The 14461-nt window shown below is 72.9% G+C and carries 14 protein-coding genes; 7 read left to right on the top strand and 7 right to left on the bottom strand.

Annotation, left to right across the window (positions count from 1 at the left end):
* A partial coding sequence (locus ACWDUZ_RS23590; RefSeq protein ID WP_451633769.1) for a maltotransferase domain-containing protein occupies window positions 1-182 on the bottom strand: 182 nt, incomplete at its 3' end.
* Window positions 183-373: 191 nt separating this feature from the next.
* Window positions 374-679: a DUF5133 domain-containing protein gene (locus ACWDUZ_RS23595; protein WP_451633770.1), complete on the bottom strand. Its 306-nt coding sequence runs from the start codon at window positions 677-679 to the stop codon at window positions 374-376.
* Window positions 680-1035: 356 nt separating this feature from the next.
* Here ACWDUZ_RS23595 and ACWDUZ_RS23600 point away from each other — a divergent pair, with 356 nt between their 5' ends.
* Window positions 1036-1563, top strand: a complete 528-nt coding sequence (locus tag ACWDUZ_RS23600; protein WP_451633771.1) for a pep a2 — start codon at window positions 1036-1038, stop codon at window positions 1561-1563.
* Window positions 1560-3710 (top strand): glycogen debranching protein GlgX, encoded by a 2151-nt coding sequence (gene glgX / locus ACWDUZ_RS23605; protein ID WP_451633772.1) that lies wholly within the window; start codon window positions 1560-1562, stop codon window positions 3708-3710. Before ACWDUZ_RS23600 ends, glgX begins: the two co-directional genes overlap by 4 nt.
* A 133-nt stretch (window positions 3711-3843) precedes the next feature.
* Here the strand turns inward: glgX and ACWDUZ_RS23610 are convergent, their stop codons facing one another.
* Window positions 3844-4653, bottom strand: coding sequence for a VOC family protein (locus ACWDUZ_RS23610; protein ID WP_451633773.1), 810 nt, complete (start codon window positions 4651-4653; stop codon window positions 3844-3846).
* Window positions 4654-4831: 178 nt separating this feature from the next.
* Window positions 4832-5623, bottom strand: coding sequence for a SigB/SigF/SigG family RNA polymerase sigma factor (locus ACWDUZ_RS23615; RefSeq protein WP_451633774.1), 792 nt, complete (start codon window positions 5621-5623; stop codon window positions 4832-4834).
* Between the two features lie 390 nt (window positions 5624-6013).
* Here ACWDUZ_RS23615 and ACWDUZ_RS23620 point away from each other — a divergent pair, with 390 nt between their 5' ends.
* The 4 genes from ACWDUZ_RS23620 to ACWDUZ_RS23635 all read left to right on the top strand — a co-directional run bounded on the left by ACWDUZ_RS23620 (window position 6014) and on the right by ACWDUZ_RS23635 (window position 8909).
* On the top strand, window positions 6014-6469 hold the full coding sequence (locus tag ACWDUZ_RS23620) for a MarR family winged helix-turn-helix transcriptional regulator (RefSeq protein ID WP_451633859.1): 456 nt from the start codon (window positions 6014-6016) through the stop codon (window positions 6467-6469).
* Entirely contained in the window at window positions 6466-7344 is an 879-nt protein-coding gene (locus ACWDUZ_RS23625) for an ABC transporter ATP-binding protein (protein WP_451633775.1), read from the top strand. The genes ACWDUZ_RS23620 and ACWDUZ_RS23625 overlap by 4 nt, the downstream gene beginning before the upstream one ends.
* Window positions 7304-8164: an ABC transporter permease gene (locus ACWDUZ_RS23630; RefSeq protein ID WP_451633776.1), complete on the top strand. Its 861-nt coding sequence runs from the start codon at window positions 7304-7306 to the stop codon at window positions 8162-8164. Before ACWDUZ_RS23625 ends, ACWDUZ_RS23630 begins: the two co-directional genes overlap by 41 nt.
* Before the next feature lie 214 nt (window positions 8165-8378).
* On the top strand, window positions 8379-8909 hold the full coding sequence (locus ACWDUZ_RS23635; protein ID WP_451633777.1) for a hypothetical protein: 531 nt from the start codon (window positions 8379-8381) through the stop codon (window positions 8907-8909).
* A gap of 47 nt (window positions 8910-8956) precedes the next feature.
* Here the strand turns inward: ACWDUZ_RS23635 and hemC are convergent, their stop codons facing one another.
* Both hemC and ACWDUZ_RS23645 read right to left on the bottom strand, forming a co-directional pair.
* On the bottom strand, window positions 8957-9892 hold the full coding sequence (hemC, locus tag ACWDUZ_RS23640) for a hydroxymethylbilane synthase (protein WP_451633778.1): 936 nt from the start codon (window positions 9890-9892) through the stop codon (window positions 8957-8959).
* A 178-nt stretch (window positions 9893-10070) separates the two neighbouring features.
* Window positions 10071-11054, bottom strand: a complete 984-nt coding sequence (locus ACWDUZ_RS23645) for an ATP-dependent DNA ligase (protein WP_451633779.1) — start codon at window positions 11052-11054, stop codon at window positions 10071-10073.
* 250 nt (window positions 11055-11304) lie between these two features.
* Between ACWDUZ_RS23645 and ACWDUZ_RS23650 the strand changes: the two genes are divergently transcribed.
* Window positions 11305-13695, top strand: a complete 2391-nt coding sequence (locus tag ACWDUZ_RS23650) for a SpoIIE family protein phosphatase (protein ID WP_451633780.1) — start codon at window positions 11305-11307, stop codon at window positions 13693-13695.
* Window positions 13696-13836: 141 nt separating this feature from the next.
* Here ACWDUZ_RS23650 and ACWDUZ_RS23655 read toward each other — a convergent pair whose 3' ends face one another.
* Window positions 13837-14451: a DNA polymerase ligase N-terminal domain-containing protein gene (locus ACWDUZ_RS23655; protein ID WP_451633781.1), complete on the bottom strand. Its 615-nt coding sequence runs from the start codon at window positions 14449-14451 to the stop codon at window positions 13837-13839.
* Between the last annotated feature and the right edge of the window lie 10 nt (window positions 14452-14461).

The following is a 14461-nucleotide window of genomic DNA, read 5'->3' on the forward strand; positions in this document are numbered from 1 at the left end:
GGATCGCGCAGCACGACGTTCGCGGCCACGGCGTCATGGCCCTCACGGAACACGGTGGCCGTGACCTGGAACGACTCACCGGTCACCGCCTTGGCCGGACGGCGGCCGTACTCCACTGCCGGGCGGACGTCCCGCACCGGAATGCGGCCGGGGACCGTGGCCGGACTCGGGGTCGAACTCATGGTGTCACCTCCACCGTGCTTGAGGCCGGGCTCGCGCCCGGCCGGGAACCGCGTCTTCTCGGCATGTCCTTCTCGGCGCCCTCCCCGGCGTGTCGCCCGGGGAGGGCGTGCGGGGTGCGTGGGCTCCACGCACCCGGGGCTCTGCGTCCCGGTGGCCCGAGTGATCCGGCGGGCTCCGCACCAGGTGGGCTCTATGCCCCGGCGGGCGAACGCCTCTCCTTCGCCCTGCGCCGGCTGCGCCGCGTGACGACACCGACGTGCGGCCGGCTGCTGCTCTGCTCGCGCAGATAGGTGACGAGGTTGGTACGCAGATAGCGCTCCGCGGCGTCCGCGGCCTCCCGCGCGCAGCGCTTGCCCATCAGCACGCACAGGGTGTAGCCGGAATCCTCGAAGGTGGCCCGCACCCTGCGGTCGTCGGGGGACGCGAGCATCGCGCGTTCCCACGCCCGGTAGTGCCGCAGATGCCGTGCGACTTCGGCCTTGGCGGGTAGCAGCATGGCGCCGTTCACCTTTCGGATGCGCTCGATGGGCACGTCTCCCCGACGGTCGGGGCGGTGACCGTGCACGGAGGCACGGATCCCGTTCACGGCGCTCGAGACTTTCACTCATGGTGCACGTTCAACGACCCACCGTCCTGTTGGATCTTCAACCAGCGTGTTTCGCCTGCTCGCCGCGGTCCTGGCCAGAGCGTCGGACACCTCCTCGCCGCCCGCTCGGGTTGCACGAATGGCGTAGCGCGCCCACTGTGGGATCTGACTCAGAGGCAACACGTGCTCACGCTTCGTACTCGGGGGCTGAGCCTTACACAGGGGCCTTGAGGGAGCGCGAGCCTCGCCGTGAGGAGCCAACGACGATGAAGACCGCAGTGCCCTGCTACTACCACCTCGACGTGGAAGTCAGCCCGGAACGGGTCGGGCAGGTCAGGCGCATCCTGGCCGCTCACCTCCGGTTCTGGGACCTGGAGGACCTCGTCGAACCCGTGTGCGGGGGAGCCGAGATGCTGCTGAAGGCCATCGACGAGCACGCCCGCGACAAGCACACGTCCATCGAGATGTGGTGGACCGGCCAGCACCTCATCACCGCCGTCGGGGAGAACAACCACGACCTGCGCCCGGACCAGGACCTGCGCGGCTGCCTGGCCCGCATCGCGGCGACGAGCGACGGCTGGGGCTGCTGCGCCTCCGAGACCGGCAGCAAGGTCATCTGGTTCTCGCAGCGGGCCCGTGCCGGGGTGCGTGTCCCGCTGGTCCCCAGGGCTCCCGAGCCGACCCTGCGCGAGGGTCTGAAGACGCCCCGCGCCATGCCGGTCGCCGCGCTGGCCTCTCCGGTGGGCGGTCCGGAGGACGCCTTGGAAGAGGCCGTCCTGGAGGAGGCCCGGTGACCGCGCGCGGACGCCATAAAGGGGTACCCGTTCCCGTGTGGAGCGGGTACCCCTACCCGCTGGGCGCCGCCTACGACGGCGAGGGCACCAACTTCGCGCTGTTCAGCGAAGTCGCCGAACACGTCGAACTCGTCCTCGTGGACGACGCCGGCACCCACCGCCACGTCCCGCTGACCGAGGCCGACGGCTTCGTGTGGCACGGCTATCTGCCCGGTGTCGGGCCCGGGCAGCGCTACGGCTACCGGGTGCACGGTCCCTGGCACCCGGCGGCCGGCCACCGCTGCAACCCGAGAAAGCTGCTCCTGGACCCCTACGCCAGGGCGGTGGACGGCCAGATCGACAACCACCCCTCCCTGTACGAGCGCGCCCCGCACAGTCCCGACCCGGCCGACAGCGCCGGGCACACCATGCTCGGCGTGGTCACCGACCCCGCCTTCGACTGGGGTGACGACCGGCCGCCGCGGCGCGCGTACTCCGACACCGTGATCTACGAGGCACATGTGCGCGGTCTGACCCGCACCCACCCCGACGTGCCGCCCGAACTGCGCGGCACCTACGCCGGGCTGGCGCACCCGGCGGTGATCGAGCATCTGACCTCGCTGGGCGTGACGGCCGTCGAACTGATGCCGGTGCACCAGTTCGTCCACGACGGCGTGCTCCAGGGCCGGGGCCTGACCAACTACTGGGGTTACAACACCATCGGCTTCTTCGCGCCGCACAACGGCTATGCCGCCCGCGGCACCCGCGGCGAGCAGGTCGCCGAGTTCAAGTCGATGGTCAGGGCGCTGCACGCGGCCGGGCTCGAGGTGATCCTCGACGTCGTCTACAACCACACCGCCGAGGGCAATGAGAAGGGCCCCACCCTGTCCTTCCGCGGCATCGACAACGCCTCCTACTACCGCCTCGTCGACGGCGACTGGGCGCACTACTACGACACCACCGGCACCGGCAACAGCCTCCTCATGCGCCACCCCTACGTGCTCCAGCTGATCATGGACTCACTGCGGTACTGGGTCACCGAGATGCACGTCGACGGCTTCCGCTTCGACCTGGCGGCCACCCTGGCCCGGCAGTTCCACGAGGTGGACCGGCTGTCGGCGTTCTTCGACCTGATCCAGCAGGACCCGGTGATCAGCCGGGTGAAGCTGATCGCCGAGCCGTGGGACGTCGGTGAGGGCGGCTACCAGGTGGGCAACTTCCCGCCGCTGTGGTCGGAGTGGAACGGCCTGTACCGGGACGCCGTACGGGACTTCTGGCGCGGTGAGGAGCACACGCTCGGCGACTTCGCCTCCCGCCTGACGGGCTCCGCGGACCTGTACGCCCACAACCGCCGCCGGCCACGGGCCAGCGTCAACTTCGTCACCGCGCACGACGGTTTCACCCTGCGCGACCTGGTGTCGTACAACGACAAGCACAACGAGGCCAACGGCGAGGGCAACCGGGACGGGGAGAGCGCCAACCGGTCCTGGAACTGCGGGGCGGAGGGGGAGACCGACGACCCGGCGACCCTCGCCCTGCGCGCCCGCCAGCAGCGCAACCTCCTGGCCACGCTGCTGCTCTCCCAGGGCATCCCGATGCTCTGCCACGGCGACGAGCTGGGCCGCACCCAGCGCGGCAACAACAACGCCTACTGCCAGGACAACGAGGTCTCCTGGATCGACTGGAGGCTGACCGCCGCGCAGCGGGAGCTCGCCGACTTCACGCGCTACGTCATCGCCCTGCGCGCCGCCCATCCCGTGCTGCGCCGCCGCCGCTTCTTCCAGGGAGAGACGGCGACCCGTGACGACCAGCCGCTGCCCGACCTGGTCTGGATGCTCCCGGACGGCCGGGAGATGGCCGAGGAGGACTGGCTGCGCTCCGACGCGCACTCGGTGATGGTCTTCCTCAACGGCGACGCCATCGCCGAGCCCGACCGCAAGGGCCGGCGCGTGGTGGACGACTCGTTCCTGCTGCTCCTCAACGGCTACTGGGAGGCGGTCGACTTCCGCATGCCGGGCCCCGCCTACGGCGACCGCTGGACCACGGTCCTCGACACGGCCGAACCGCACGGCCCCCCGGACGAGGCGGAGCACAAGCCGGCCGGCGGCCTCCTCGTGGAGCCCCGCAGCCTGGTCCTGCTGTCCCGGCCGCCGAGGACGGCGCGCTGAACCAACAGCCCGGAGCCCTGCCCGCGACGGTGCCCTCCCGGGATCGGTTCCGGGTGGGGCACCGTCGCGGGCAGAGCCCCGGCACGGGTCTTCCGGCGGCCGGTTCGGTGCGGATCCTCTGCCCGCGGCCGGTTCAGGCCTCCCGGCGGGAGGTCACCGTGAACTGGGCGCCGTCCGCATCCCGCAGCACGGCCTCGTCGGCGCCCTCGCGCAGGACGCTGCCGCCGTGGCACTCGGCGGCCCGGGCGCAGGCGGCCACGTCCGCCACCCGGAAGTGGATCTGCCAGTGCGGGCGGATCGTGGGGTCGGGGGCCGCCTCCAGAGCCCCCGACTCGATGCGGGCCACGACCTCGCCGTGGCTGCGCAGCACGACCTCCTCGCCCTCGTAGTGGACCTGGCAGCAGCCTGGCCGGTCCGAGGCCCAGTCCAGGACCTCGCCGTAGAACATGGCGGCGTCGAACGCGTCGCGCGTGTGCAGGCGGATGAAGGCGGGCGCGGCCTTGCGCCACGTCTCCCAGTCGGTGAACAGCTCACCCTCCCAGATCCCGAAGGTCGCGCCGTCCCGGTCGGCCAGCAGGGCGGCCCGCCCGGGCGGCAGCGAGATCGGGCCGACCGCCGCCGTACCGCCGCGTTCCTGCACCCGCGAGACGGCTTCGTCGGCGCTGGGCACGGCGAAGTACGGGGTCCAGGCCACGGCCATCTGCCACATCGAGGCCACGGCCGCGATCCCCGCGACCGGCGCGCCGTCGGCGAGCGCGATCCGGAAGTGCTCACCGAGCTTCGCCGTCGAGCGCCAGTCCCAGCCCAGCACGGCGTGGTAGAAGCTCTCGGTGGCCTCGAGGTCACGGCTGGTGAGGCTGACCCAGCAGGGCGCGCCGCACACCGAGTGGGTGGAGAGGACGCCGGGCTCGCAAGGGCCGGAGGGTGTCGCATCGTGGTTCATCGCACGTCCTGGTTTCGCCGACCGGTGGCCACCGGCCTCCCACCAGTGTCCGACGGGAACATGCCGGGGCGCCTGCCGAGTACCCTCCCGATGCCGCCGAAACGGCCGCCCGGACCGCACCCGTCACCCGACCGGAGCATCAGCGGCGTGACCCGCCGGATGATCGGGGTGCCGGCCTTCAGAGCGTCTCGGCGAGCAACTCCTCCCGCAGCTGGGCGAAGCAGCCGCTGAGCAGCCGTGAGACGTGCATCTGCGAGATCCCCAGCTGCTGCGCGATCCGGCTCTGCGTCATGCCCCGGAAGAACCGCAGGTAGAGAATCATGCGCTCGCGTTCGGGCAGTGCCTCCAGACACGGTTTGACGGCCACCCGGTCCACCACGAGGTCGTAGCGCGGGTCGGCCTCGCCCAGGCCGTCCCCGAGCGCGTAGCCCTCGGTGCCCGGCACCTCCGCCTCCAGGGAGAGCGCGGCGAAGCAGTCCAGGGCCTCCATGCCGGTGCGCACGTCGCTCACGCTCAGACGGGTGTACTCGGCGATCTCGGTGACGGTCGGCGCCCGGCCCGGCGTGGTCTGCGCCAGCTCCTTGGTCGCGCGCCGCACCCGGTTGCGCAGGTCCTGGACCCGGCGCGGCACGTGCAGCGTCCACATGTGGTCGCGGAAGTGCCGCTTGATCTCCCCGGTCACCGTCGGCACGGCGTACGCCTCGAACGCGTAGCCGCGCGCTGGATCGTAGTGGTCCACGGCCTTGACCAGACCGAGCGCCGCCACCTGGTACAGATCCTCCAGGGCCTCGCCGCGCCCGCGGAAGCGGACCGCGATCCGCTCGGCCATCGGCAGCCACACCTGGACCAGCTCGTCCCGGAGCGCCTTGCGCTCGGGGCCGTCCGGCAGCCGCGCGAGCCGCTCGAACGCCGCCGCGGTGTCGGGGGCGTCGTCGTGCGGATGGGACTTCGTTCTGCCGGTGGTACGCATACGCTGCGCCTCCCTCAGCAGGTGCTCGATGGACGGACACCGCGGGAGGCGCGGGCTCGGACCAAAGGACGGACGTCGGGGCCCGGCGCGCCGGCTCCCACGGACGTGCCTCCTGTCCGAAGCACTCATCTATGGATTCCCGATGCGGGCGATTCCGAAACAATTACAAAAATCGGTGACGGTGTGCGATCGAATGATTCTGAATCGTCGAGCAGTGTGTTCGGAATTCCCGTGGCGATGATTATGGGGAATTTCTTCGACCATGCGCGACGGCCGTGAGTGATCGGTGTGAAAGGACCGCGGTCACGCCGGGTCTTGACCGCCTCTTGGGCCACATACCTCTGTCACAGAGGTAATGTGCCTGGCGTGGAACCGGGGACGGGCACCGACATGCCACCGGAGACCTATGCCGAGGAGCTGGCCGACGCGCTCGTCGGCGTCCTGCGGCCGATCCGGCGCCGGCTGCGCGCCGGACTGACCGTGCCGCGGCTGCGCGGCGCCGAGGTGGAACTGCTGCGCCTGGTCGAGGCCCGCCCCGGCATCGGTGTCTCGGAGGCCGCCAAGGAGCTGCACCTGGCGGGCAACTCCGTGTCGACACTGGTCAACCGGCTGGTCCGGGACGGGCAGCTGGTGCGCGAGACCGACCCCGCCGACCGGCGGGCCGCCCGGCTGCGGCTCACCGAGGCCGCCGGGACACGCCTGCGCGACTGGCGCGCGCGCCGGGCCGCCCTGGTCCGCCGTCAGGTCGACCGGCTCGACCAGGCCGACCGGGACGCCCTGCGCGCCGCGATCCCCGCCCTGCGCAGGCTGGCCGACAACCTGCGTGAGGAGGCCGACCGACCATGACACCGGACACCGCCGGGGCCGCCGCCGAGCGGGCACCGGCCGACGACGCCGTCACCTGCACCGGACTCGCTCACGCCTTCGGCGGGACCAAGGCCGTCGACGGCCTCGACCTGGCCGTACGCCCGGGGGAGGTGTTCGGGCTGCTCGGGCCCAACGGAGCCGGGAAGACCACGGCGATCCGCTGCGTCACCACGCTGCTGCCGGTCCCCGCCGGCATGGTCCGCGTCTTCGGTCACGATCCCGCCCGCGACCGGATGGCCGTCCGCCGCCTGCTGGGCTACGTCCCCCAGCAGCTGTCGGCCGACGCCGCCCTCACCGGCCGGGAGAACGTCACCCTGTTCGCCCGCGTCTTCGACGTCCCGCGCCGCGAACGCGCCGCCCGGGTCGCCCAGGCGCTGGCCGCCGTGGACCTGACCGCGGCCGCCGACCGGCTGGCCAAGACGTACTCCGGCGGCATGGTCCGCCGCCTGGAACTGGCCCAGGCCCTGGTCAGCGCGCCCCGCCTGCTGATCCTCGACGAGCCCACGATCGGCCTGGACCCGATCGCCCGCACCGGAGTGTGGGAGCACATCAACGCCGTCTGCGTCGCCACCGGCATGACGGTCCTGGTCACCACGCACTACATGGACGAGGCCGACCAGTACTGCGACCGCGTCGCCCTGATGCACCGTGGCCGGATCAGGGCCCTGGGCACGCCCGCCGAACTGCGCGAGGGACTCGGCGAACGGCGCCGCGCCCAGGGCGCCCCGGCCACCGATCCGCCGCCCACGCTCGAGGACGTCTTCCGTGACGTGGCCGGCAGCGGCCTCGACGACACCTCAGGAGATTTCCGCGATGTGCGAAGCACCCGCCGCACCGCCCACCGTCTCGGCTGATCCGGCCGGCGCGGACGGCATCGGCCTCCTCGTGCGCCCCCCGCGGCCCCGTGCGGGCTGGCGGCTGCTGCCCGCCCGCGTCGGCGCCATGTGCGCGGTGGAGCTCCAGAAGCTGCGCCACGACCGCACCGAGCTCTACACCCGCGCGGTCCAGCCGGCGCTCTGGCTGCTGATCTTCGGTCAGACCTTCACCCGCATCCGGGCGATCCCCACCGGCGGGATCCCCTACATCGACTTCATGGCGCCCGGCATCATCGCCCAGTCCGCCATGTTCATCGCCATCTTCTACGGCATCCAGATCATCTGGGAGCGGGACGCGGGCGTCCTCAACAGGCTCCTGGTGACCCCGACACCACGCTCGGCCCTGGTCACCGGCAAGGCGTTCGCGGCCGGCGTGAAGTCGCTGATCCAGGCCGTCGTCGTGATCGTCATCGCCGCCCTGCTGGGCGTGGCGCTGACCTGGAATCCGCTGCGGCTGCTCGGCGTGGGCGCCGCCGTGGTCGTGGGATCCGCGTTCTTCTCCTGCCTGTCGATGACCATCGCCGGGATCGTGCTCAGCCGCGACCGGCTGATGGGCATCGGTCAGGCGATCACGATGCCGCTGTTCTTCGGCTCCAACGCGCTGTATCCCGTGGCCGTCATGCCGGGCTGGCTCCAGGCCGTCAGCAAGGCCAATCCGCTCAGCTACCAGGTCGACGCGCTGCGCGGACTGCTGCTGGGCACCTCCGCGCATCTGGCCCTCGACTTCGCCGTCCTCGTGGTGGCCGCCGCGCTCGGCATCACCGCGGCCTCCGGCCTGCTCGGCCGGCTCGCCCGCTGACGGGGGGCTCACCCATCCGTCGGGCGGCCGTACGGCGTGATGTGCGGCACGCCCGCGGCGGCGGCCGGAAGGGCCGAATCGGAGGTTTCTCCAGCACACGGCTTGATCAGCGATCAATTGCCGGTGAATTCCCAGGCCACGCCGCATTCGGCACATTTGACAGTGCGCTCGGCGCACAGATAGGAAGCAGCTCTTGGTAGTCGAGAGGTGCAATGTGTACGAGCCGAACGTGGTCGGGGACTGGCAGGAGTACGACGGACATGCCGGTCTGCGCGTCCGCGTCCACCGCCTGGAGCCGGCCGAGCCGCCGCGCGGGCGTGACGACGCGGCCGAAGGGCTGACGTACTTCCGGGTCCGCATCACCGTCGAGAACCGTGGCACGCGCAGCTTCGGCATCCATGTGGAGGACGGCCAGATCGACGTGCGGCTCGGCCCCGACGGGGAGGGCGCGCTCGTCGACTGGCGCAACTCGCAGTTCATCGAGGGCTACGACGTCTACCCGCTGCGCCGGGTCACCGCCGTGCTGTACGCCGCGGGTCCGGAGTCGTCCCTGTCCCAGGTGGACGTCCAGGTGCAGCTGCGCGTCGACGAGGAGTGGACCGACCGGCGCATGTGGACCGGGGGCATCGGTGCGTGCGAGGAGTCCGTCGCGGCGGGCGCGGCGTGCGCGAGCGCCCAGGGCGGGCTGATGCACCAGATCAGCAACTTCCTGCGCGACCAGGCCGAACCGGGCACCGCCGGCTGACGTCACCCGGCGGTGGGCGGTGCCGGGCCCCGTCGGGCCCGGCCGCCTCAGTGCGGGATGCCGTCGATGATCTCGCGGGCGCCCTGGCGGAGCAGGGCCACGGCGACCGAGGTGCCGAGCGTCGCCGCGTCCAGGCGGCCCGCCCACTCGTGGGCGTTGAGCCGGGTCTTGCCGTCGGGGGTGAACACGCACGCCCGCAGCGACAGCTCACCGCCGCCGTCGACCCGCGCGTATCCGGCGATCGGGCTGTTGCAGTGCCCCTGGAGCACATGCAGGAACATGCGCTCCGCGGTGGCGACGCGGTAGGTGTCGGTGTCACCGAGGGCGCTGACCGCCTCGATCAGCTCGGTGTCCCCTTCCCGGCACTGAAGGGCGAGGATGCCCGCGCCGATCGGCGGCATCATCGTCTCCGGGGACAGCACCTCGCTGATCACGTCCTGCCGTCCGATCCGCTCCAGGCCGGACACGGCCAGCAGCAGGGCGTCCGCCTCCCCGGCCGCGAGCTTCTCCAGCCGCCGGTTGGCGTTGCCGCGGAACGGGACGCACGTCAGGTGCGGATGGGTGGCGGCCAGCTGTGCGATCCGGCGCACCGCGGACGTACCGATCCTGGTGCCGGGCGGCAGCTCGTCAAGGGTGAGTCCGCCGGGGTGCACCAGGGCGTCGCGGATGTCGTCCCGCGCGAGGAACGCGGCGAACGTGGTGCCCGCGGGCAGGGGCCGGTCGGCGGGCACGTCCTTCAGACAGTGCACCGCGAGATCCGCCTCCCCGGCCAGCAGCGCGGCGTCGACCTCCTTGGTGAACGCGCCCTTGCCCTCCACCGTGGCCAGGTCACCCAGCCACTTGTCGCCGGTGGTCTTCACCGGCACCACTTCGGTGCGCACACCCGGGTACAGGGCGGCCAACTCGGCACGGACACGCTCCACCTGAGCCAACGCCATCGGCGAGTCCCGGGAGACGACACGGATCATTTCAGGCACGGCCATGCGGCACACGATAGACCTTCCCGGGGACCCTGAAGTCACCGGACGCCGCTCACGGCCCCACCCGAGGGCGGGCGAGCGGACGGGACCGCCGGACACGCCGCGCGACGGCACCGGGGCCAGCGGCGACACCCTTCGGGCCGGGCCCGGAGGCACCGCGCCCGGACCCGACACGGCGCCGCTACCTCAGCGGGTCGTCCGGCAGGTCTGCCGCCGATTCCTCGGGGGTGAGGTCCGGGCGCAGTCGCAGCCAGGAGGGCTGGCGCAGCATGCCCGCGCGGGTGCGGACGCTGTAGCGGACCTCGCCGACCAGGCGGGGCAGCACCCAGTGCGCGCCGCGCGCGGCCGGTACGGGGTCGAAGGGGCACACGTCGGTCGCCAGGTCCGCGAGCAGCGCCGCGAGCTCCGAACGCTCGGCCTCGCTCCAGCCCGTTCCCACGCTGCCGACGTACCGCAGCCTCCCGCCCCCGCGCTGCCCCATGAGCACCGCGCCGGGCAGCCCGGTCAGCCGTCCCTTGCCGGGCAGCCAGCCGCCCACCACGACGTCCTCGCTGCGCATGTTGCGGATCTTGATCCAGGCCCGGGAACGCACCCCCGGCTCGTACACCGAGTCCAGCCGCTTGCAGACCAGGCCCTCCAGTCCGTGCTCCCGGGTGGCGGCCAGGGCTTCGGCTCCGTGGCCGAAGACGGCGCCGGGCGTCGACCAGTAGGGTCCGTCGAGGCCGAGCGCCTCCAGCCGCTCGCGGCGCTCCACGTAGGGCAGCCGGATCAGCGGCCCGGCGTCCAGGTACAGCACGTCGAACAGCACCGCGTGCACGGGGATCCGCGCCGCCCGGCGCGAGGCGAGGGCGGGGGCGTGGGCCAGGCCCATGCGGCTCTGGAGCAGCTGGAAGCTGGCGCGGCCCGCCTCGTCCAGTGCCAGGATCTCGCCGTCCAGGATCGCGGGCGTGGTGCCCAGGGCACGGCCCAGCGGGAGCAGCTCCGGATAGGCGGCCGTGATCTCCTCGCCGGAGCGGGCCCGCAGCACCAGGGAGCCGTCGCCGGGCAGATACGCCACCATGCGCTGGCCGTCCTGCTTCGTCTCGTACGCCCAGCGCGCGTCCTGGGCGGGGGAGGGCAGCGAACCGGGCGTGGCGAGCATGGGCGGGATCAGCGGCAGGGTCACGGCTGAAGGTGTCGACGCACCGTCCCGGCGTCAAGCGCCCTCCGGATCGCTTTCCCCTGAACGGGGGGGCGCGCAGAAGACGGCCGGGGGGCGGCCGGGGAGCAGGCGCCCGCCTCCACCGTGCCGCCGGGCGCGTACGACCGTGCGCGCCCCGCCGGGCCGACCCGCACCCGGACCTGAGCCGGCGGAGCCGCCGCGCCCGCCGTCCGCCGCGCTTGATGTGGTGTGGCAACCGCCTCATTCTGAGGATATGGAGCAGGCCTCCGCCACGGCCGTGGTCGACGCCCACGGCATCGTGACGGGCTGGAGCGAAGGGGCCCGGCGGCTGACCGGATATCCGGCCGAGGAAGCGGTCGGGCTGCCGGTGCGCGTGCTGCTCGCGGAGGAGCCGCCGCCCCGGGCCCCGAGCACGGTCTCGGGCCCCGCCGTCCTGCGCCACCGGGACGGCTCCACCGTGACGACCGCGCTACGGGCCTGCCCCGTGCTCGGCGCGGACGGCCGACCGGCCGGATTCGTGGTGACCGCCGAACCCGAGACCCTGCCCGGACCCGAGACCCTGCCCGGACCCGAGACCCCGCCCGAACCGACCTTGCCCGGGCACGTCCTGGCCGGGCAGGCCTTCCAGCAGGCGTCCGTGTCGATGTCGGTCTTCGACACCCGGCAGCAGTACCTGCGGCTCAACGAGATGGCCTGCCGGCTGCTGGGCGTGTCCGAGGAGACCCTGCTCGGCCGGCCGTATCTGGACAGTGTGGAGGACACCGCACCCAACCAGGGCGTCCTGGAGCATCTGCGCAAGGTCGCCGAGACGGGCCGCCCGGCGCGCTACGAGAGCTTCTCCAGCACCCCCGCCCTGGACCGGGAACAGGCCTGGTCGATCGAGATGTGGCCGGTGCGCGACGCCCGCGGAACACTGACCGGGGTCGCCCTGGCGGCCCTCGACAGCAGCGATCAGTACTGGGCCCGGCGCCGCCTCGCCCTGCTGAACGAGGCGGCGGCCGGCATCGGCACCACCCTCGACGTCGTGCGCACCGGCGAGGAACTGGTGGAACTCCTGGTACCGCAGTTCGCCGACTTCGCCATGGTGGACCTCCTCGAGTGGGTCCTGGGGGCGGAGGAACCGCCGGACGCGCCGGCCGACGAGATCGTGCTGCGCCGGGTCGCCCACAGCTCCGTCACCCAGGGCACCCCGGAGGCGGCCGTACGCCTGGGCGAACGCGACGTGCGCCCCTCCGACTCGGCCGCCGCACGGGCGATGCGGGCCGGACGGGCGGTCCTCAGCCGGGCCGACCAGCCCGAGTTCGCCAGATGGATGACGGAGCGCGACCGGCGGGACCCCGCGGGGCGCTTCTACCGCAGAGGCGCCCACTCGATGATCACCGTGCCGCTGCGGGCCCGCGGCACCACCCTGGGCGTCGCCGTGGGGCTCAGGATCAGCCAGCCGGACGCCTATGCCGCCGACGACGCCGTGCTCCTGGAGGAACTCGCGAGCCGGGTCGCCGTCTGCATCGACAACGCCCGGCGCTTCGCCCGCGAGCGTTCCACCGCCCTCGCCCTGCAACACAGCCTGCTGCCGCGCGGGCTGACCGGCCAGGCGGCGGTGGAGGTGGCCCACCGCTACCTGCCCTGCGGCTCACAGGCGGGCATCGGCGGCGACTGGTTCGACGTGATCCCGCTGTCCGGCAGCAGGGTCGCTCTGGTCGTCGGCGACGTGGTCGGCCACGGCATCCAGTCGTCGGCCACCATGGGACGTCTGCGCACGGCCGTACGGACCCTCGCCGACGTGGACCTGCCCCCGGACGAACTGCTCACCCACCTCGACGACCTGGTGGCCCACCTGGCCGACGAACAGGACGGCGGCGAGGTCCCGGAGCTCGGCGCCACCTGCCTCTACGCCGTCTACGACCCCGCCTCGCGGCGCCTGAGCCTGGCCACCGCAGGCCACCCGGCACCGGTCGTCGTGTCGCCGGGCGGCGAGGCCGCGACGGTCGCCGTGGCCCCCGGGCCACCGCTGGGCGTCGGCGGCCTGCCCTTCGAGGCGACCGAACTGCGGCTGCCCGAGGGCTCGGTCGTCGCCCTGTTCACCGACGGCCTCGTCGAACACCGCGACCGCGACGTCGACCGCGCCACCGCCGAACTCTGCCGGGCCCTGTGCCTCCCCGCCGCATCGCTGGAGGACCTCGGCGACGAAGTGCTGAAAGCCGTCCTGCCGGCGGAGCCCGGCGACGACGTGGCCCTGCTCCTGGCCCGCACCCGCGCGCTCGGCGCCGATCAGATCGCCACCTGGGACGTCCCACCGGACCCGGTCCACGTGGCCGCCACCCGCCAGGCCGTCGCGGACCGACTGGCCGCCTGGGGGCTGGAGGAGATCGCGTTCGTCACCGAACTGGTCGTCAGCGAACTGGTCACCAACGCCATCCGCTACGGCGAACCCCCCGTCCAGTTGCGGCTGATCCGCGACCAGGCGCTCATCTGCGAGGTGTCCGACGCCAGTTCGACCTCGCCGCACCTGCGCCGCGCCCACGCCTACGACGAAGGAGGCCGCGGCCTCCTCCTGGTCGCCCAGCTCACCCAGCGCTGGGGCAGCCGCCCCAGCGGGCGCGGCAAGACCATCTGGTGCGAACAGCCACTCCCCTCCGAGTGACCGCGCCCCGGCCGCGCCGGCCCGTTCCCGCCCCGCCCCGCCGCACCGGCCCGACACCGCCGGAAGCGACCTCCGAAACAACCGACGCGCCCGGCCCGCTCCGTCCGGGCAGCCGCGCGCCCGCGCCCGGCCGGCGGGGGATCAGCCCTCGCCGCCCTCCGCCGCGACCTGGGCCAGGGTGCGGCCGGTGCGCACCGAACGGGCGCGGCGCGGGTCGGGGGTGCCGTGCCCGCTGCCGCGGCCGCCGCCCTTCTTCACCAGCAGCCACGCCTCCTCCTCGGCGCCGTCCCGGCCGCCGCGGAAGCGGGTCAGCGCGTACTCGCCGTGCAGCTTCGACCCGTGCAGCCGGAAGGTGGCGTGCCCGTGCTCCAGGGACTCGGCGAAGTCGACCGGCCGCCCCCTGCGGTCGTGGCTCAGCGGCTCGTACGTCCCCCGGTCCCAGACGATCACCGTGCCGCCGCCGTACTCACCCTTCGGGATCACGCCCTCGAACTGCTCGTACTCCAGCGGGTGGTCCTCCGTGGGCACCGCGAGGCGCTTGTCCTGCGGGTCGTCAGAGGGCCCCTTCGGCACCGACCAGGACCTGAGCACGTCGTCGACCTGGAGCCGGAAGTCGAAGTGCATCCGGCGCGCATCGTGGATCTGCACCACGAACCGCGGTCCGGCGCCGGCGGAGTCCTGCTGTCCCGATGGCTCCGCGGTCCGCCCGAAGTCCCGCTTGCCGCGGTACTCCCGCAGCCGCTCGTCCGCACCCACCTGAACCTCC

Source organism: Streptomyces sp. NPDC003393 (genome assembly GCF_053589015.1).

Coding starts and splice junctions, on each gene's coding strand:
- hemC (WP_451633778.1), bottom strand. CDS start 9,892: ATGGCCGTGCCTGAAATGATCCGTGTCGTCTCCCGGGACTCGCCGATG.
- ACWDUZ_RS23615 (WP_451633774.1), bottom strand. CDS start 5,623: ATGCGTACCACCGGCAGAACGAAGTCCCATCCGCACGACGACGCCCCC.
- ACWDUZ_RS23595 (WP_451633770.1), bottom strand. CDS start 679: ATGCTGCTACCCGCCAAGGCCGAAGTCGCACGGCATCTGCGGCACTAC.
- ACWDUZ_RS23630 (WP_451633776.1), top strand. CDS start 7,304: ATGTGCGAAGCACCCGCCGCACCGCCCACCGTCTCGGCTGATCCGGCC.
- ACWDUZ_RS23620 (WP_451633859.1), top strand. CDS start 6,014: ATGCCACCGGAGACCTATGCCGAGGAGCTGGCCGACGCGCTCGTCGGC.
- ACWDUZ_RS23625 (WP_451633775.1), top strand. CDS start 6,466: ATGACACCGGACACCGCCGGGGCCGCCGCCGAGCGGGCACCGGCCGAC.
- ACWDUZ_RS23610 (WP_451633773.1), bottom strand. CDS start 4,653: ATGAACCACGATGCGACACCCTCCGGCCCTTGCGAGCCCGGCGTCCTC.
- ACWDUZ_RS23600 (WP_451633771.1), top strand. CDS start 1,036: ATGAAGACCGCAGTGCCCTGCTACTACCACCTCGACGTGGAAGTCAGC.
- ACWDUZ_RS23650 (WP_451633780.1), top strand. CDS start 11,305: ATGGAGCAGGCCTCCGCCACGGCCGTGGTCGACGCCCACGGCATCGTG.